A 16491-nucleotide genomic window follows, 5' to 3' on the forward strand; every position below is an offset into this window, starting at 1 on the left:
TGCGCCGCCCCTCATCCGCCCTTCGGGCACCTTCTCCCCGTGAACGGGGAGAAGGCATAAATGACCCACCCCGCCAAGAAACCCGACCTTCTGCGCGACAATGAGCTGATCTACGGCAGGCTGCTGACCGTCGACGAGCCGCATCTCATCCAGCGCTACAACAAGGCGCTCGTCGCCTTTGGCCTCAATCCCACCAGGCTGAACAGCTTCCAGATCGACCGCACCGGCTTCTCGCCCGAGGTCGCCGACGAATGCGGCGACTACGACTATCTCGATCCCAACGAGGTCAACCGCCGCTTCATCATCCTGACGCCGTCGCAGATCGACCTGCCGGTGGTCCACACCGCCTTCTCAAACACCTCGCAGCTGATGTTCGAGTTCATGTCCAAGAACCAGCGCGCCATCGACGCGCTGACCATCAAGGACGTCATCTACGGCGAGATCGAGGACTCGGTGCCCAAGGTGGACGACATCGAGGACCTGCTGTCGATCAATCAGGTCGAGTTCAGGGTGCTGTCGGCAGAGGATGTGCTCGGCAAGGCCGCCGAGCTCGGCAAGCTGGTCGACAGGTTGAAGCAGGAGCCCGACGCCTGGCGCTACAACGCCATGCTGGAGCGCATGGTCGAGTTGGCCAAGGTCTGCGGCGACATCCGCGAGAACGCGCTGGTGCCCGACCAGGTGATCTTCCGCCACAACGCCTACTGGACCAGCCATTTCGGCGGCCTCTACGTCTTCGTCGATCCCGACATGACCACCGTCATCAGCGATCCGGCCGCGCCCGGTTTCCGCCGCTCGCGGCCGTGGCAGGTGAGCTATCTGTCGATCAAGGACGCCGACAAGGTGTTCAAATTCCTCGCCGCGACCGGCCGCATAGAGCTGCCGCGCGCCTCCTGGATCGAAGCCTCCGGCTATCTCGAGCATCGCGCCGAAATGGTGGTGCGGGCGCTGATCCGCGACACCGAGCCGAACCGCAATCTGACCGACGTCGACAAGGTCTGGCTGCAGACCTGGATCCATGGCCATACCGACCTGATCACCAGGGACGGCAATTTCCCCTTCCTCAACGCCGCCAAGCGCGAGATCGCCCAGTATGGCCATCTCAAGATCGAGGAAGTGTTCCCGCAGCAGCGCTTCCTGGTGATCCGCGCCAAGCCCGACCATCCCGATGCCTGGCTGACCAACCAGCTGATCTCCGACTTCGTGCCGCAGGACTTCGTCTCGCGCTACGTCTTCAACAAGCCCGGCTTCTACAGGGACTATGACGGCTTCAGCGACGCCTGGCGCTCGCATGTTGTGGACGTTCTGAAAACCACATATTTGAAAGACAAGGCGGCGTTCCGCACGCGCCTTTACGGCTTGACTGATTGAGGGGTGACGAGAGCCATGCTTGACCCGATTGTGAGTTTCTTCACCCAGATCTTCCAGTGGATCGGCCGCGGCATCGGTCTTCTCGTCGGCGTCGTCCTGTGGCCGTTCATGTGGGCCGGCCGCTGGTATGGGCAGCGCGGCTGGATCCTGAAGGCGGTGGTTGGCCTGGCCTTGCTGGTGCTCATCGGCCTCTACGCCAATTTCTTCTACGCCACCCAGTGGTGGAACAATTTCAACCCGAACTATCCCGACACCTACACGTTCGAGAAGCGCAACGTGTCGGCCGGCGAGCAGGTCTCGGCCGGCGCGGGCACCGATACGGCCAAGACCTGCGGCAACTCGGCGATCGCCCAGGTGGCGGCCGATCTGACCGACTTCAACGTCAACCAGAATGCCTGGATCTCGTCGATGATCCTCTACAAGCTCGGCCTGTTCGGCATCGACTGGGATCATACGCCGTGGATGGACAACAAGGCTTCCTTCCAGCGCGGCATCAACCAGGCGGTTCGGCGCACGGCGACGGAGCTTGCCGACAATCTCGGCCGCGTGCGCACGACCTCGCAGATCGACGCCGATCTCCAGGATGCGCGCGGCAATCTGCAGTTCGACGAGGAAACCTGGTATTTCGGCCTCAATCCGTTCGGTCCGAAGACGCCGACCCCGAGCTACTATCGCGACGCCGTGCGCAAGCTGCGCTCCTTCAACGCAAGGCTGGCCAGCTGCCAGGCGACGTTCGACGCCCGCGCCGACAATCTCAAGCAATATATCGACCGCATCTCGTCCGACATCGGCTCGACCTCGGCAATCCTCAAGGAGCGCGCCGAGAACCACAATGACGGCTGGTTCGATTTCCGCGCCGACGACCGCTTCTGGTTCGCCTACGGCCAGCTCTATGGCTATTACGGCCTGATGAAGGCCGCCCAGGCCGACTTCGAGGACGTCATCAAGGAAAAGCACCTGCAGAACCTGTGGGACACGATGGATTCGCAATTCGTCTCGGCGCTGCGCATCCAGCCCTTCATCATCGCCAACGGCCGCGAGGACGGCTGGCTGCTGCCGACCCACCTGACCACGATGGGTTTCTACGTGCTGAGGGTGCGCTCCAACATGGTCGAGATCAGCAACGTGCTGACGCAGTAGCCGCATCCCTCCGCCAAGGGCGCTTGCGGATTTGCGCCGTCGCCCCTGTCGCATTCGGTGCATTGCGCGGCTGTTTTGAGACGGCGGCGCGGCATCCGCTCTGGCTTCTATACGGCGCAACGACCGGGCTCGAGACAGCCGACCCAAAGCGGCCCGGCAGCAGGAACACTCTTTCTTCGCAGGAAACATAGTTGCATGAAAGTTGACGCCGCGGCAGCGACAGGGTTAGAACATGCCCTCACGCCCGCACGGCGTCTCGAACATGCACAGATCATCAAACCCGTCCCCTCCACCGACCAATCCAGAGGAAAGCCGTCATGGCCGAAGTGAAGTCCGACATCGAGATCGCGCGCGCCGCCAGGAAGAAACAGATCCAGGAGATCGGCGCCAAGATCGGCATTCCGACCGAGCATCTCCTGCCCTACGGCCATGACAAGGCCAAGGTCTCGGCCGAGTTCATCAAGTCGGTGAAAGGCAACAAGGACGGCAAGCTGATCCTCGTCACCGCCATCAACCCGACGCCTGCCGGCGAAGGCAAGACGACGACGACGGTCGGTCTCGGCGACGGTCTCAACCGCATCGGCAAGAAGGCCATCGTCTGCATCCGCGAAGCCTCGCTCGGCCCGAACTTCGGCGTCAAGGGCGGTGCCGCCGGCGGCGGCTACGCGCAGGTCGTGCCGATGGAGGACATGAACCTCCACTTCACCGGCGACTTCCACGCCATCACCACGGCGCACAATCTGCTTTCGGCGCTGATCGACAACCACATCTACTGGGGCAACGAACTCGGCATCGACACCCGCCGCGTGGCCTGGCGCCGCGTCATGGACATGAACGACCGGGCGCTGCGCGAGATCATCTGCTCGCTCGGCGGCGTCGCCAACGGCTATCCGCGCGAAGGCGGCTTCGACATCACCGTCGCCTCGGAAGTGATGGCGATCCTGTGCCTTGCCACCGACCTCAAGGACCTCGAGAAGCGCCTCGGCGACATCATCGTCGCCTACCGCCGCGACAAGTCGCCGGTCTATGCCCGCGACCTCAAGGCCGACGGCGCCATGGCGGTGCTGTTGAAGGACGCCATGCAGCCCAACCTGGTGCAGACGCTCGAGAACAACCCGGCCTTCGTCCATGGCGGTCCGTTCGCCAACATCGCCCATGGCTGCAACTCGGTCGTCGCCACGACGACGGCGCTGAAGCTCGCCGACTATGTCGTCACTGAAGCCGGCTTCGGCGCCGACCTCGGTGCCGAGAAATTCTTCGACATCAAGTGCCGCAAGGCCGGCCTCAAGCCGGCGGCCGCAGTCATCGTCGCCACCGTGCGCGCCATGAAGATGAATGGCGGCGTCAAGAAGGAAGACCTCGGCAAGGAGAACATCGAGGCGGTCAAGAAGGGCTGTCTCAACCTCGGCCGCCACATCGAGAACGTGAAGCAGTTCGGCGTGCCGGCGGTGGTGGCGATCAACCACTTCACCACCGACACCGAGACCGAAATCCAGGCGATGAAGGACTTCGTCAAGGCGCAGGGCGCCGAGGCGATCCTGTGCAAGCACTGGGCGCAAGGCTCCGCCGGCATCGAGGATCTGGCGAAGAAAGTCGTCGAGATCGCCGAATCCGGCGCCTCGCAGTTCTCGCCGCTCTATCCCGACGAGATGCCGCTGTTCGAGAAGGTCAACACCATCGTCAAGCGCATCTACCGCGGCGACGAGGCGATCGCCGACAAGTCGATCCGCGACCAGCTGCACGCCTGGGAGCAGGCCGGCTACGGCAACCTGCCGGTCTGCATGGCCAAGACCCAGTATTCGTTCTCGACCGATCCGAACCTGCGCGGTGCGCCGACCGGCCACACCGTGCCGGTGCGCGAGGTCCGGCTCTCGGCCGGCGCCGGCTTCGTCGTCATCATCTGCGGCGAGGTCATGACCATGCCCGGCCTGCCCAAGGCGCCCTCCTCCGAAAAGATCTTCCTCAACGAGGTCGGCCAGATCGAAGGCCTGTTCTAGGCTTCCTTTCGGCTGCGAAAACAAAGGGCGCCGCTTTCGCGGCGCCCTTTTCATTTGCGGATTTGAGCGCGGCTACGCTGCATTGCGCGCCAGCGCGCGCTGGTTGGAGGCAAAGATCGTGTCGCGCTCCGGCAAGGCGCCGGTCTTCAGGCAGTCGACCCACTCGGCGGTCTTGAGCACCGCCGCGAAACGCGACTGCAGGATGATGGTGACCACGCGGTGGATGTCCTCGGCCGAGGCATAGCCGGCGCTGTTGGCGTATGGCACCGAGCCGCTGGCGTCGGACAGGAACTCGACCGCAAAGCCCATATGCACGGCATGGATGATGGTCGACAGGTCGCAATTGTGCGTCATGTAGCCGACGACCGCGATCGTATCGATGGCATTGGCGCGCAGCCACGCCTCGAGATCGGTGCCGGTGAAGGCTGAGGGCAGCGTCTTCTCGACATAATGGTCGCGACTTCGCCCGGCGATCTCGGGATGCAGCTCGCCGCCATGACTGCCCTTGGCGAAGATCGGCGAGGTCTCCGGCGCCATCTGCTTGATGACCACTACCTTGACGCCGGCTTCCGCCGCCGCGTCCATGGCGCGCGCCACATTGACGACGCTGTCGCGGAACGGCGGATGCTGGATGGCGAGGTTGCCGCCATCATAGTCGTTCTGGACGTCGACGACGACGAGGGCGCGGCGCGGCTGGGCGGCATTGGCTGGTGCGGACATGGCGATCTCCTTTCGACCGGGTTGATGGGCAGAAGCTAGGCCCGGCGCCAACGCGGCAAAAGTGCCCCGATTGACATCATGCGAAAGAATTGGGACAATCTTGCCTGTTTCTCCCGGAGCTCCCATGGCCGACCCGATCGTCACCGTCATCGCCTTCGACGGCATCAGCCCCTTCCACCTCTCCGTGCCTTGCCTGGTGTTCGGCACGGACCGCACTAGGCTCGGCCTGCCGCGCTTCGATTTCCGCGTCTGCGCTATGGAGGAGGGACCGATCCACACCGACGCCGGGCTGACCATCGCCGTCCCGCATGGGCTTGCGGCACTCGACGATGCCGACATCGTCATCATTCCAAGCTGGAAGGATCTCGAAGACCCGCTTCCGGCGGTGCTAGCCGAGGCGCTCGGCCGCGCCCACCGGCGCGGCGCGCTGATCGTGGGGCTGTGCCTCGGCACGTTCGCAATCGCCGCCGCGGGACTGCTCGGCGGACGCAAGGCGGCGACGCACTGGGCCTATACCGACAGGCTGCAGGCGCTCCATCCCGACATCGCCGTCGACGCCGACGTGCTCTACGTCGACGATGGCGACATCGTAACCTCGGCCGGCGTCGCCGCCGGGCTCGACTGCTGTCTGCATATCGTGCGCGCCCGCTACGGCGCGGAAGTGGCGTTGCGGCTTGCCCGGCATGTCGTGCTGTCACCACACCGGCAAGGCGGCCAGGCGCAATTCATCGAGCGCCCGCTGGCGCCGACCCCGACCGCCGACCGGTTCGCGCAGGCCCTCGACAAGGTGCGGGCGACGCTCGGCGAGGCGCACAGCCTCGACAGCGTCGCCGAGGCGGCCGGCCTCACCCGCCGCACCTTCACGCGCCGCTTCCAGAAGTCGATCGGCACCAGCTTCGGCGACTGGCTGGCCGACCAGCGGATCGCGCTGGCGCAGAGGCTGCTGGAGGCGACGGAGAAATCGATGGATACGGTGGCCTTCGAAGCCGGCTTCGGCAGCGCCACCTCGCTGCGCCAGCATTTTTCCGCGCGGCTCAAGACCTCGCCGATGCAATATCGGCGCGAGTTCTCCAGGAGTGCCGGCGCCAAAAGGCCGACACACGCCGCAGTGCTTTGACCCGAACCGGCAAGCCGCTCAACGCTGCCTGACCGGACGCGCCGGATTGCCGACCACCGTGGTGTTCGCTGCGACGTCGCGGGTAACCACGGCGCCAGCGCCGACGATGGCACCATCGCCGATCGTGACGCCGCCGAGGATGATGGCGCTGCCGCCGATCCAGGCATCGGCGCCGATCGTCACCGGTTTGGCGATCTCCAGGCCCGCCTGCCTTCCTGCAGCCTCCCGGTGATGCTCGGCGCAGTAGATCTGCACGTTGGGCCCAAGCAGCGTCCGCTTGCCGATGCGTACCGGCGCCGTATCGAGGACTGTGCAGCCGGCATTGAGGAAGACACCATCGCCTAGAAAGAGGTTGAACCCGTAGGCGCAGTGGAACTGCCCCTCGATGCGCGCCCCCTCGCCCGTGCTTCCCAACAATGACCGCAAGGCCGGGCCGATGTCGCCGCGCTGCCGGGGCGGCAGGCCGTTGTGCTCGAACACCGCATCGCGCGCGGCGACGCGCAGCGCTTCCAGTTCCTGATCGAGGCAAGTGTACCACTCGCCCGCCGCCATCTTCATGCGCTCACTTGTCGTCATGGCCGCGTCTCCATCGAATTACTGCCAAAGCACAATCCTTTGCTGGGCGAAAGCCTGCTGGCCAAATGTCCGGCCTATGCTAGCTTGCTCGCGCCGGACTGCGAGGTCCTGACATCGAGGGGGTCAATCATGCTCTATCTGCTTGCATTGCTGATCGGGGTCGTTGCCGGGCTCCGCGCCGGAACGGCACTTGCCGTCACCGCCTGGGGCGCCTGGCTCGGTTGGCTGCCGGTCGCCGGCACCTGGGCGAGTTTCATGGGGCACTGGATCGCCGTCGGCATCTCCACCATCCTCGGGGTCGCCGAGCTGGTCACCGACCAGCTGCCGTCGACGCCGAGCCGCAAGGTGCCGCAGCAGTTCGGCGCCCGCGTCATCATCGGCGCCTTTTGCGGCGCCGTGCTCGGCGCGACCGGCGGCGCCACCATCGGCGGCCTGATCGCCGGCGCCATCGGCGCCGTGATCGGCACGCTCGGCGGCGCCGAGTTCCGCGGCCGGCTGGCGGCTGCTTTCGGCAAGGACCCGCCCGCCGCCTTCATCGAGGACGCCGTCGCGATCATCGGCGGCCTGCTGATCGTGGCGGCCGTGGCATGACGGCAAAAACCTTCGACGCCATCATCATCGGCGCCGGCCAGGCCGGCACGCCGCTCGCCGGCCGGCTGAACGCGGCCGGCATGAGCGTGGCGCTGGTCGAGCGCAAGCTCGTCGGCGGCACCTGCGTCAACACCGGCTGCATCCCGACCAAGACGATGGTGGCGAGCGCCTACGCCGCCCATCTCGCCCGCCGCGCCGCCGACTATGGCGTGACCTTATCCGGCCCGGTGGGCGTCGACTACAAAGCGATCAAGGCGCGCAAGGACAAGGTGTCGGGCGCTTCCCGCACGGGACTGGAAACCTGGATCGCGGGCATGGAGAAATGCACGCTCTACCGCGGCCATGCGCGTTTCGAGTCCGCCAACACCGTGCGCGTCGGCGACGAGCTGCTGACCGCGCCGAAGATCTTCCTCAACACCGGCGGCCGCGCCGCCGTTCCCGACCTGCCCGGCGTCGAGGAGGTGCCTTACCTCACCAATTCCTCGATGATGGATCTCGACGTGCTGCCCCGCCACCTCGTCGTCGTCGGCGGCAGCTACATCTCGCTCGAATTCGCGCAGATGTTCCGCCGCTTCGGCTCCGAGGTGACGGTGATCGAAAAGAGCCCGCGGCTGACCGGCCGCGAGGACGAGGACGTCTCGGCCGCCATCCTGTCGATCCTCCAGAACGAAGGCATCACGGTGCATCTCGGCGCCGACGACATCAGTTTTGCCAAGCAGGGCAGCGATGTCGCCGTCACCTTCGCCGCCGGCAAGCCGCCCGCCGTCGGTTCGCATGTGCTGCTGGCGCTCGGCCGCAACCCCAACACCGACGATCTCGGTCTCGACAAGGCCGGCGTCGAGGTCGACAGGCGCGGCTTCGTCGTCGTCGACGACCAGTTGCGCACCACCGTGCCCGGCATCTGGGCGATGGGCGACTGCAACGGCAAGGGCGCCTTCACCCACACCTCCTACAACGACTTCGAGATCGTCGCCGCCAACCTGCTCGACAACGATCCGCGCAAGGTCAGCGACCGCATCGAGGCCTATGCGCTCTACATCGATCCGCCGCTCGGCCGCTGCGGTATGACCGAGGCCGCGGTGAGGAAATCCGGCCGCCGCGCGCTGGTCGGCCAGCGGCCGATGACCCGCGTCGGCCGCGCCGTCGAAAAGGGCGAGACGCAGGGCTTCATGAAGATCCTGGCCGACGCCGACACCGGCGAGATCCTCGGCTGCTCGGTGCTTGGTCCGGGCGGCGACGAGGTGATCCACTCGGTGCTCGACCTGATGTATGCCAAGGCGCCGATATCGACGCTGGCGCGTGCCATGCACATCCACCCCAACGTCTCCGAGCTTCTGCCGACCATAGCCCAGGAGCTGAAGCCGCTGGCCTAGTGTCGCCATCGGCGTGGTTTGCGCCCATAGCGCCTCGGCCTGGACCAATCGACAGCGCAATCGCAAAAGTGCATGGGTTCGCCTCTTTCCCGGAGGCCTCCATGCACAGATCGATCGAACGCATAGCCGGCGACAGCGAGGGTGTTTCCTACGAATTCCCGGTCCTCCGCTTCGAGGGAACGGACAAGGCGGCGCCTTCGGCCTATCTGCAGGCGGCACTCCACGCCGGCGAGCTGCCGGGCGTGGTCGCCATCGACGCGCTGATGCCGATGCTCGCCAGGGCCGAAGCCGAGGGCCGCATCATGGGCGCCATCACCATCGTGCCTTGGGCCAACCCGATCGGCCGCGCCCAGTACCATTTCGGCGAGCATCAGGGCCGCTTCCATCTTGGCACGCGCACCAATTTCAACCGCGGCTTCCCGCTGCTTGCCGCCCCCGACACCGCGCTTTTGCCCGATACGACTCTTGCCACACCCGACCAGCGACTGAAGTCGCGACTGCTGCAACTCTCGCTCGGCCACGACATCGTGCTCGACCTGCATTGCGACGACGAGGGCCTGCCTTACCTCTACATCCACACCAGCCTGTGGCCGGCGATGGCCGATTGCGCGGCGGCCATGGGCGTCGATGCGGTGCTGTTGTGGAACGAGGACACTGACGGCACCTTCGAGGGCGCCTCGATCATGCCCTATCAGAACGTTCCTGCCGAAGTCGCGCGTTTTGACCGGCGGGTCGCCACCACGGTCGAGTATCGCGGCATACTCGACGTAGACGGCGAATTGGCCGCTTCCGATGCCGAGGGGCTCTATCGGCTGCTGGTCGCGCGCGGCGTTGTCGCCGATCCCGCCTTGGCCACGCCCGGCGCCTTCACCGGCACCGTGGCGCCGCTGGAAAACATCGACATGATGCCGGCGCCGAAGGGTGGCGCGGTCGTCTATGACGTGAAGCCCGGCGACCGCGTCGCCAAGGGAGCGCGGCTCGCCAAAATCGTCCACGCCCCGGGCGAAACGGGCGGCAGCATGGAAGTGTTCGCGCCCCAGGCCGGCCTTATCCTGACCAGGCGTTCGCGGCGCATCATCCGCGCCGGCGAAGACCTTCTGAAGCTGGTCGGCGACAAAAGGAGCGACGACGCAAGGTCGGGAACGCTGGAGGACTGAGAGAGGCAGGCCCTTTACCAGCTTCGTGGAATCCAGTTGCGCGGCCGTCCATTCGCCGCTATGGGAATCCCATGAACATGCGCTCGAATAAGACTGTTTGGTGGTGGGCTCGCTGACAGCGGCCTGTTCGAACGCGTGCGCGTGAATAGAGAGGGTGGCCGCAACGGAATGTCCGGGCGGCCATTTGTTTTTTAAGCCATTCCCGGGTCCGTTGCCCAAAACGCTGATGGAGACGGCAATGACGACAAAAGTTCTGGACAACGGGGCCGAGCGCTTCGTCACCGCCGGCGGCGTGACGATAACGCGCGAGCGCCACGACCGGCCCTATGACGGGGCGATCGACGCCTATGTCGATGGCCTCAATTCGCGGCGCGGCGCGGTGTTCTCCTCGAATTACGAATATCCGGGCCGCTACACGCGCTGGGACACCGCCATCATCGACCCGCCGCTGGTGATCTCGGCGCGCGGCCGCGCCATGCGCATCGAGGCGCTGAACGGCCGTGGCGAGGCGCTGCTGCCGGTGATCGGCAAGACGCTCGCCGGATTAAGCGAGGTAACGATCGCCGAGTCCACGAGGAAGCTCATTCGCCTCGATGTGGCAAAGCCCGGCCGTGTCTTCACCGAGGAAGAGCGCAGCCGCGTGCCTTCGGTGTTCACGGTGCTGCGCGCCATCACCGCCCTGTTCAAGACCGAGGAAGACGCCAATCTCGGGCTTTATGGCGCCTTCGGCTACGACCTCGCCTTCCAGTTCGACCCGGTCGACTACAAGCTCGAGCGCAAGGACAGCCAGCGCGACCTGGTGCTGTTCCTGCCCGATGAGATCCTGGTCGTCGACCATTATTCGACCAAGGCCTGGACCGACCGCTACGACTATTCCGGCGAGGGATTTTCGACCGAAGGCCTGGACCGCGACGCCGCCGTCGAGCCGTTCAGGACCGCCGACCGCATCCCGCCGCGCGGCGATCACGAGCCCGGCGAATACGCCAATTTGGTGCGGAGGGCGATGGAGAGCTTCAAGCGCGGCGATCTGTTCGAGGTGGTGCCCGGCCAGATGTTCTACGAGCGCTGCGAGACCGAGCCTTCCGAGATCTCCCGTAAGCTGAAATCGATCAACCCGTCGCCCTATTCCTTCTTCATCAATCTCGGCGAGGGCGAATATCTGATCGGCGCCTCGCCGGAGATGTTCGTGCGCGTCAATGGCCGCCGCGTCGAGACCTGCCCGATCTCGGGCACGATCAAGCGCGGCGACGACGCCATTTCGGACTCCGAGCAGATCCTGAAGCTGCTCAACTCCAAGAAGGACGAGTCCGAGCTCACCATGTGCTCGGACGTCGACCGCAACGACAAATCTCGCGTCTGCGATCCGGGCTCGGTGCGTGTCATCGGCCGCCGCCAGATCGAGATGTATTCGCGCCTGATCCACACCGTCGACCATATCGAGGGGCGGCTGCGCGAGGGCATGGATGCCTTCGACGCCTTCCTGTCGCACGCCTGGGCGGTCACCGTCACCGGCGCGCCGAAACTCTGGGCCATGCGCTTCATCGAACAGAACGAGAAGAGCCCGCGCGCCTGGTATGGCGGGGCGATCGGCATGGTCAACTTCAACGGCGACATGAACACCGGGCTGACGCTGCGCACCATCCGCATCAAGGACGGCATCGCCGAGGTGCGCGCCGGCGCCACGCTGCTCTTCGACAGCATTCCCGAGGAAGAAGAAGCCGAAACCGAACTGAAGGCATCCGCCATGCTCTCCGCCATCCGCGACGCCAAGACCGGCAATGCGGCCGGTGCCGAACGCGCCACCGCGCACGTCGGCGACGGCGTCAACATCCTGCTGGTCGACCACGAGGACTCCTTCGTCCATACGCTCGCCAACTACTTCCGCCAGACCGGCGCCAATGTCTCCACCGTGCGCACGCCGGTGCCGGAAGAGGTTTTCGAACGGCTGAAGCCCGACCTCGTCGTGCTGTCGCCCGGACCCGGCACGCCGAAGGATTTCGACTGTGCCGCCACGATCAAGAAGGCGCGCGCCCGCGACCTGCCGATCTTCGGCGTCTGCCTCGGACTGCAGGCGCTGGCCGAGGCCTATGGCGGCGAACTCAGGCAGTTGCACATTCCGATGCACGGCAAGCCGTCGCGCATCCGCGTCTCCAAGCCGGGCATCATCTTCTCCGGCCTGCCCAAGGAAGTGACCGTCGGCCGCTACCACTCGATCTTCGCCGATCCGGTGCGCCTGCCCGACGATTTCCTGGTCACCGCCGAGACCGAGGATGGCGTCATCATGGCCTTCGAGCACCGCAAGGAGCCGATCGCCGCCGTGCAGTTCCATCCGGAATCGATCATGACGCTCGGCCACAATGCCGGCATGCGCATCATCGAGAACATCGTTGCGCATCTGCCGCGCAAGGCCAAGGAAAAGGCAGCCTAGCAGCGATGGCCGCAACGGAAGACATGGCGGCGGCCGCGGCAAAAGCCGCAGCCAAGCGCAAGGTTGCCAGCCTTGCCTTCTGGTCGATCGTCATCGCCTTCCTGGTGATGGGGCTGAAGTTTGTCGCCTGGCAGATGACCGGCTCCGTCGCCCTCTATTCCGACGCGCTGGAATCGATCGTCAACGTCATCACGGCGACCGCCGCTCTCTGGGCCATCCGCATCAGCCACAAACCAGCCGACAGCGACCATCCTTTCGGTCATCACAAGGCTGAATATTTTTCGGCGGTGCTCGAGGGCGTGCTGATCGTCGTGGCGGCGATGCTGATCATAGCCAAGGTGTGGCAGTCGCTGCAGAACCCGGCATTGATCGAACAGCCCTGGGAGGGCTTGATGATCAACGGCGGCGCCGCTGTGGTCAACGCCGCCTGGGCCTTGGTGCTGATCCGCAACGGCCGCGCCGAACGATCGCCGGCATTGGTCGCCGACGGTCAGCATATCATGACCGACGTGCTGACTTCGGTCGGCGTCATCGTCGGCCTTGTTGCCGCGGTGATGACCGGCTGGCGGATCCTCGACCCGCTGCTTGCGCTGCTCGTGGCGCTGAACATCCTCTACCAGGGCTGGAAGCTTACCGGAGAATCGCTGAGCGGCCTCATGGACCGCGCGGTGGATACGCAGGAGCATATGCGCATCCGCGACATCATCTCGGCCAATTCGAAGGGCGCGCTTGAGGTGCACGACCTCAAGACGCGCATCGCCGGCCGCGCCACCTTCATCGAATTTCACATGGTCGTCGACGCCGGTATGACGGTGGGCGACAGCCATGTCATCTGCGACCGCATCGAGGACGCGCTGAAGGCCGAAATCCCCTCGGTCCGCGTCACCATCCATGTCGAGCCGGACGATGAGGCGAAGCTGCCCAAGGGCACGACGGCGGTGCCGTTCGCTTGATCTCGAGCAAGGTCTGTTGATGCGAGAACCGGAGCGGAGCGTACTTGAAGTACGTGAGCACCGGAAGCGCAGGAAGTTGCCGTTCGCAGGCCGGCATCACCTGAAACGACAGACCTTACGGTGCGCAGGCCGACTGCGGCATTGGGTTCAGCCGATAGACCTTGTCGTCGGACTTCGTCTTGCCATCCGCCGCCTTCGAGCAGAGATCGACGATGGCAAGCGCGCTGTTGGGGTTGGCCAGCATCATCGTGCCGTTGGCGCCGCGCTTGAGGAAAATCTCCTTCTGCGAGACGTCGCAGGCAAAATCGCTCATCTTCGAGCTTGCCGCGCAGCGCCACTGGTCGGCCTCGCCCCGGCAGGAATAGGTCTGCGTGACCTTGCCCGACTTCAGCCTGGTCGTCACCGAAACGGCGATGTCGGCGCCGTCCGGCCAGTTGGCCACATCGCCGCCTGAAGCGTAGGAGGCGAGTTCGACCGGCCCGCGGAAAACCCGGATCGACTGCGTCACCTGGTCGGGGTGCGACTTCAGATGCGCGGCATCGTAATCGCGGCCATAGCAGAACGCCTGGTCGGGCTTCAGCCGCTCCCGCAATGGCGCCCCGAGCGCCGGATCGATCGGATCGATGCGCGCGAATTCCGCCTTGCAGGTCGCGGCCGGCATCGGGTCGAGGCGGAAATTGTCGTCCTCGCTGCCCAGCGCCTGCTTGTTGTACTGCGCCGTGCCGAGTTCCTCCTCCGCGCCGGCGTCCAGATAGACATCGGGCTGTACGTTGGAGACGATCAGCCGGCCTTTGTCGTCGACCTTGAGTGAAGCGAGCGTGCGGTCGCATTCCATGCCGCAATGGATCGGGCCGCTCTTGCCGTCCTCGGATTGACGATTGCACCAGCCAGCTGCCCATTCCGGCTTCTTGGTGCCGCGCACCGTGGTGGTGAGAAAGCCATCATAGGCGGCGCCGCCAAACGTGCTCGGCTCCTCGTTCGGCCGGCTGACCGGATCGTGGCCATAGTAAAAGAAGATGCGCGCCACCTTCTGCTTTGGATGCGCCTTGAGGTGCGCCGCGTCGTAGACGCGTCCGAAACAGGCATCGGCGCCGTTGGGGCTGAGTTCCGTCAGCTTGGGAGTGTCGTCGGCAAGAGCCGCGCCGACAACGAACAATGCAGCGCCAAGCGCCGCGCCCACCGCTATCCTCGACGTCATGTGACCCTCCTCCCACCGACAGGACGTGACTGCGATTCATGCTAGTCTAGGAGCAGTTCCGGGAAAAGCGTGTAACTGTTTTCCATAGGGAATTGCGTAGAAACAAATGGTTAGCGAGGCCGGGGCCACGCAAGGCCATAGTGCCCGGCTGGTGGAGGAAGAGCGATGCTGCGCCGAGATATTTTCCGTGTCGGTCTTGCCGGGGCCGCCGGCCTTTTCGGACTGCGCCAGGTCAAGGCGGCTGCCGCGGAGGAGGAAAGGCTGAAGGTCGCCTATCACCTCAGCGACGTCGACAAGGCCAATTTCGTCCTCGGCAACATCAAGAACCACTACGAAGGCACCGGCGGCAATGTCGACATCGTGCTTGTCGTGCATGGCCCGGCCCTTGCGGCCTTTAAGACCAAGGCCGCATCCGGCGCCACGTCCAGCCGGTTTGCCGGGCTGGTCCAGCAGGGGCTGGTTCCGCAAGCCTGCGGCAACACCATGCATGGCATGGACATCACGCTTGCCGACCTGCTCGCCGGCTTCCAGGTTGCCGACAAGGGCGGCGTCGTCAAGCTCGCCGAACTGCAGCGCCAGGGCTATGTCTATCTCAGGCCCTAGAGTCCCGGGGTTACGACCGGGGGCTTGAATACCGGGGCGGCGAGGTCCTACGAAGGACGGGCGAAAATTCGGAGGATCGAAATGCCGGCGACCGCTAGCTCTGCCCTTGTCATCCCGGATCTCGCAGATAGAGCGGTGCTGGTCACCGGGGCTTCGACCGGCATCGGCGCCGCCCTTGCACTGGCCTATGCGAAGCAGAAATGCCGCGTCGCGCTCCACTACAATGCGAGCCGCGAGGCCGCCGAGAGGCTCGCCGGCATCATCCGCGACCGCGGCGGCGAGGTCTTCCTCACCCAGGGTGATTTCTCGGTGTCCGCCGATGTCGAGCGTGTCGTCGAGGAGAGTGCCAGCCATTTCGGCCGCCTCGACGGGCTGGTCAACAATGCCGGCGGCATGCTCGGCCGGATTGCCTATGCCGAGCAGACCGAGGCGCATTACGACGCGGTGATGGATCTCAACGCGCGGTCCGTGCTCACCGCCTCGCGCAAGGCGATACCCTGGCTGAAGCGCCAGGGTGGCTTCATCGTCAACACCTCCTCGATCGCCGCCCGCAATGGCGCCGGCGGTGGTGCCGGTCTCTACGGCTCGGCCAAGGCCTTCGTCTCCAACGTGACCCGCGGCATGGCCAAGGAACTGATCGGCTTCGGCATCCGCGTCAACGCCGTGGCGCCGGGCACCATCGCCACGCCCTTCCACGAACGCTATTCGACCGATCAACAGATGAAGGGCATGGTCGCCACCATTCCGCAGGGGCGCGCCGGCACCGCCGAGGATTGCGTCGGCGCCTATCTCTTCCTGTCGTCCGACCTGTTGAGCGGCTATATCACCGGCCAGGTGATCGAGGTGAACGGTGGCCAGTTGATGCCGTGAGGCGCCGACTGCATACTCTTGTCGCGCAACCGTAAGGAGACATGGGCAAATGTACGGACTGATCGGCAAGATGCGGGCGGCGCGCGGTCAGCGCGATGCGGTCATGGACGTGCTGCGCGAAAGCACCGGCGCCTTGCCCGGTTGCCTGAGCTACATCATCGCCACCGACCCCGCCGATGCCGACGCGATCTGGGTCACCGAGGTGTGGACCGACCAGGCGAGCCACAAGACGTCCTTGCAATTGCCGGAAGTCCAGGCGGCGATCGCCAAGGCGCGGCCCTTCATCGCCGGTTTTGAATTCCAGGTGGAGACCCATCCCGTCGGCGGCTTCGGCTTGCCCGCCGGCAACACCGGCTGACGCCCTGGAGCAACGCAAATCAGGACTTTTGCGCGGGAAATG

15 protein-coding genes are annotated in these 16491 nt (G+C 65.1%); 12 read left to right on the top strand and 3 right to left on the bottom strand.

Features of this window, described 5'->3' with window-relative positions:
* The first annotated feature begins 60 nt into the window (after nucleotides 1-60).
* The 3 genes from EN857_RS06830 (at nucleotide 61) to EN857_RS06840 (ending at nucleotide 4505) form a co-directional block, all read left to right on the top strand.
* Nucleotides 61-1368, top strand: coding sequence for a DUF6638 family protein (locus tag EN857_RS06830; RefSeq protein ID WP_128346253.1), 1308 nt, complete (start codon nucleotides 61-63; stop codon nucleotides 1366-1368).
* A gap of 15 nt (nucleotides 1369-1383) precedes the next feature.
* Nucleotides 1384-2508 (top strand): DUF2333 family protein, encoded by a 1125-nt coding sequence (locus EN857_RS06835; RefSeq protein WP_127285352.1) that lies wholly within the window; start codon nucleotides 1384-1386, stop codon nucleotides 2506-2508.
* 317 nt (nucleotides 2509-2825) lie between these two features.
* Complete coding sequence (locus EN857_RS06840; RefSeq protein ID WP_127391204.1) at nucleotides 2826-4505, top strand: formate--tetrahydrofolate ligase; 1680 nt, start codon at nucleotides 2826-2828, stop codon at nucleotides 4503-4505.
* Nucleotides 4506-4577: 72 nt separating this feature from the next.
* On the opposite strand, the gene EN857_RS06845 is transcribed toward EN857_RS06840, so the two are convergent.
* On the bottom strand, nucleotides 4578-5225 hold the full coding sequence (locus EN857_RS06845; protein ID WP_127391203.1) for a cysteine hydrolase family protein: 648 nt from the start codon (nucleotides 5223-5225) through the stop codon (nucleotides 4578-4580).
* 124 nt (nucleotides 5226-5349) lie between these two features.
* Here EN857_RS06845 and EN857_RS06850 point away from each other — a divergent pair, with 124 nt between their 5' ends.
* Nucleotides 5350-6342 (top strand): helix-turn-helix domain-containing protein, encoded by a 993-nt coding sequence (locus EN857_RS06850; protein WP_127391202.1) that lies wholly within the window; start codon nucleotides 5350-5352, stop codon nucleotides 6340-6342.
* 18 nt (nucleotides 6343-6360) lie between these two features.
* On the opposite strand, the gene EN857_RS06855 is transcribed toward EN857_RS06850, so the two are convergent.
* A complete protein-coding gene (locus EN857_RS06855) occupies nucleotides 6361-6918 on the bottom strand; it encodes a sugar O-acetyltransferase (RefSeq protein WP_127391201.1) in 558 nt (185 codons plus the stop codon).
* A gap of 129 nt (nucleotides 6919-7047) precedes the next feature.
* On the opposite strand from EN857_RS06855, the gene EN857_RS06860 reads away from it, so the two are divergent.
* The 5 genes from EN857_RS06860 to EN857_RS06880 all read left to right on the top strand — a co-directional run bounded on the left by EN857_RS06860 (nucleotide 7048) and on the right by EN857_RS06880 (nucleotide 13420).
* Nucleotides 7048-7509 carry a DUF4126 domain-containing protein gene (locus EN857_RS06860; RefSeq protein WP_127391200.1) on the top strand — a complete coding sequence of 154 codons (462 nt, stop codon included), beginning with the start codon at nucleotides 7048-7050 and terminating at the stop codon, nucleotides 7507-7509.
* The gene (locus tag EN857_RS06865; protein WP_127391199.1) at nucleotides 7506-8882 is read left to right on the top strand and encodes an FAD-containing oxidoreductase; all 1377 of its coding nucleotides are present in this window, start codon (nucleotides 7506-7508) and stop codon (nucleotides 8880-8882) included. Before EN857_RS06860 ends, EN857_RS06865 begins: the two co-directional genes overlap by 4 nt.
* Nucleotides 8883-8983: 101 nt before the next feature.
* Complete coding sequence (locus EN857_RS06870; protein ID WP_127391198.1) at nucleotides 8984-10039, top strand: succinylglutamate desuccinylase/aspartoacylase family protein; 1056 nt, start codon at nucleotides 8984-8986, stop codon at nucleotides 10037-10039.
* 238 nt (nucleotides 10040-10277) lie between these two features.
* On the top strand, nucleotides 10278-12467 hold the full coding sequence (locus EN857_RS06875; protein ID WP_127391197.1) for an anthranilate synthase: 2190 nt from the start codon (nucleotides 10278-10280) through the stop codon (nucleotides 12465-12467).
* Nucleotides 12468-12472: 5 nt separating this feature from the next.
* Entirely contained in the window at nucleotides 12473-13420 is a 948-nt protein-coding gene (locus EN857_RS06880) for a cation diffusion facilitator family transporter (RefSeq protein WP_127282246.1), read from the top strand.
* Between the two features lie 115 nt (nucleotides 13421-13535).
* Here the strand turns inward: EN857_RS06880 and EN857_RS06885 are convergent, their stop codons facing one another.
* Nucleotides 13536-14618 carry a hypothetical protein gene (locus EN857_RS06885; protein WP_127391196.1) on the bottom strand — a complete coding sequence of 361 codons (1083 nt, stop codon included), beginning with the start codon at nucleotides 14616-14618 and terminating at the stop codon, nucleotides 13536-13538.
* Between the two features lie 165 nt (nucleotides 14619-14783).
* Between EN857_RS06885 and EN857_RS06890 the strand changes: the two genes are divergently transcribed.
* From EN857_RS06890 to EN857_RS06900, 3 genes are all read left to right on the top strand, one after another.
* Nucleotides 14784-15221, top strand: a complete 438-nt coding sequence (locus EN857_RS06890) for a DsrE family protein (protein ID WP_127391195.1) — start codon at nucleotides 14784-14786, stop codon at nucleotides 15219-15221.
* Nucleotides 15222-15302: 81 nt separating this feature from the next.
* A complete protein-coding gene (locus tag EN857_RS06895) occupies nucleotides 15303-16091 on the top strand; it encodes an SDR family oxidoreductase (RefSeq protein WP_127391194.1) in 789 nt (262 codons plus the stop codon).
* Between the two features lie 49 nt (nucleotides 16092-16140).
* The gene (locus EN857_RS06900) at nucleotides 16141-16449 is read left to right on the top strand and encodes a putative quinol monooxygenase (protein WP_127282250.1); all 309 of its coding nucleotides are present in this window, start codon (nucleotides 16141-16143) and stop codon (nucleotides 16447-16449) included.
* Nucleotides 16450-16491 lie beyond the last annotated feature (42 nt).

It is taken from the genome of Mesorhizobium sp. M4B.F.Ca.ET.214.01.1.1 (assembly GCF_004791545.1).
Taxonomy (GTDB): domain Bacteria; phylum Pseudomonadota; class Alphaproteobacteria; order Rhizobiales; family Rhizobiaceae; genus Mesorhizobium; species Mesorhizobium abyssinicae.

Excerpts from the sequence above, each read along its gene's own strand:
- EN857_RS06900 (WP_127282250.1), top strand. The coding sequence starts at position 16,141 with ATGTACGGACTGATCGGCAAGATGCGGGCGGCGCGCGGTCAGCGCGAT.
- EN857_RS06870 (WP_127391198.1), top strand. The coding sequence starts at position 8,984 with ATGCACAGATCGATCGAACGCATAGCCGGCGACAGCGAGGGTGTTTCC.
- EN857_RS06875 (WP_127391197.1), top strand. The coding sequence starts at position 10,278 with ATGACGACAAAAGTTCTGGACAACGGGGCCGAGCGCTTCGTCACCGCC.
- EN857_RS06845 (WP_127391203.1), bottom strand. The coding sequence starts at position 5,225 with ATGTCCGCACCAGCCAATGCCGCCCAGCCGCGCCGCGCCCTCGTCGTC.
- EN857_RS06855 (WP_127391201.1), bottom strand. The coding sequence starts at position 6,918 with ATGACGACAAGTGAGCGCATGAAGATGGCGGCGGGCGAGTGGTACACT.
- EN857_RS06850 (WP_127391202.1), top strand. The coding sequence starts at position 5,350 with ATGGCCGACCCGATCGTCACCGTCATCGCCTTCGACGGCATCAGCCCC.
- EN857_RS06840 (WP_127391204.1), top strand. The coding sequence starts at position 2,826 with ATGGCCGAAGTGAAGTCCGACATCGAGATCGCGCGCGCCGCCAGGAAG.
- EN857_RS06890 (WP_127391195.1), top strand. The coding sequence starts at position 14,784 with ATGCTGCGCCGAGATATTTTCCGTGTCGGTCTTGCCGGGGCCGCCGGC.
- EN857_RS06880 (WP_127282246.1), top strand. The coding sequence starts at position 12,473 with ATGGCCGCAACGGAAGACATGGCGGCGGCCGCGGCAAAAGCCGCAGCC.
- EN857_RS06835 (WP_127285352.1), top strand. The coding sequence starts at position 1,384 with ATGCTTGACCCGATTGTGAGTTTCTTCACCCAGATCTTCCAGTGGATC.
- EN857_RS06865 (WP_127391199.1), top strand. The coding sequence starts at position 7,506 with ATGACGGCAAAAACCTTCGACGCCATCATCATCGGCGCCGGCCAGGCC.
- EN857_RS06830 (WP_128346253.1), top strand. The coding sequence starts at position 61 with ATGACCCACCCCGCCAAGAAACCCGACCTTCTGCGCGACAATGAGCTG.
- EN857_RS06860 (WP_127391200.1), top strand. The coding sequence starts at position 7,048 with ATGCTCTATCTGCTTGCATTGCTGATCGGGGTCGTTGCCGGGCTCCGC.
- EN857_RS06885 (WP_127391196.1), bottom strand. The coding sequence starts at position 14,618 with ATGACGTCGAGGATAGCGGTGGGCGCGGCGCTTGGCGCTGCATTGTTC.
- EN857_RS06895 (WP_127391194.1), top strand. The coding sequence starts at position 15,303 with ATGCCGGCGACCGCTAGCTCTGCCCTTGTCATCCCGGATCTCGCAGAT.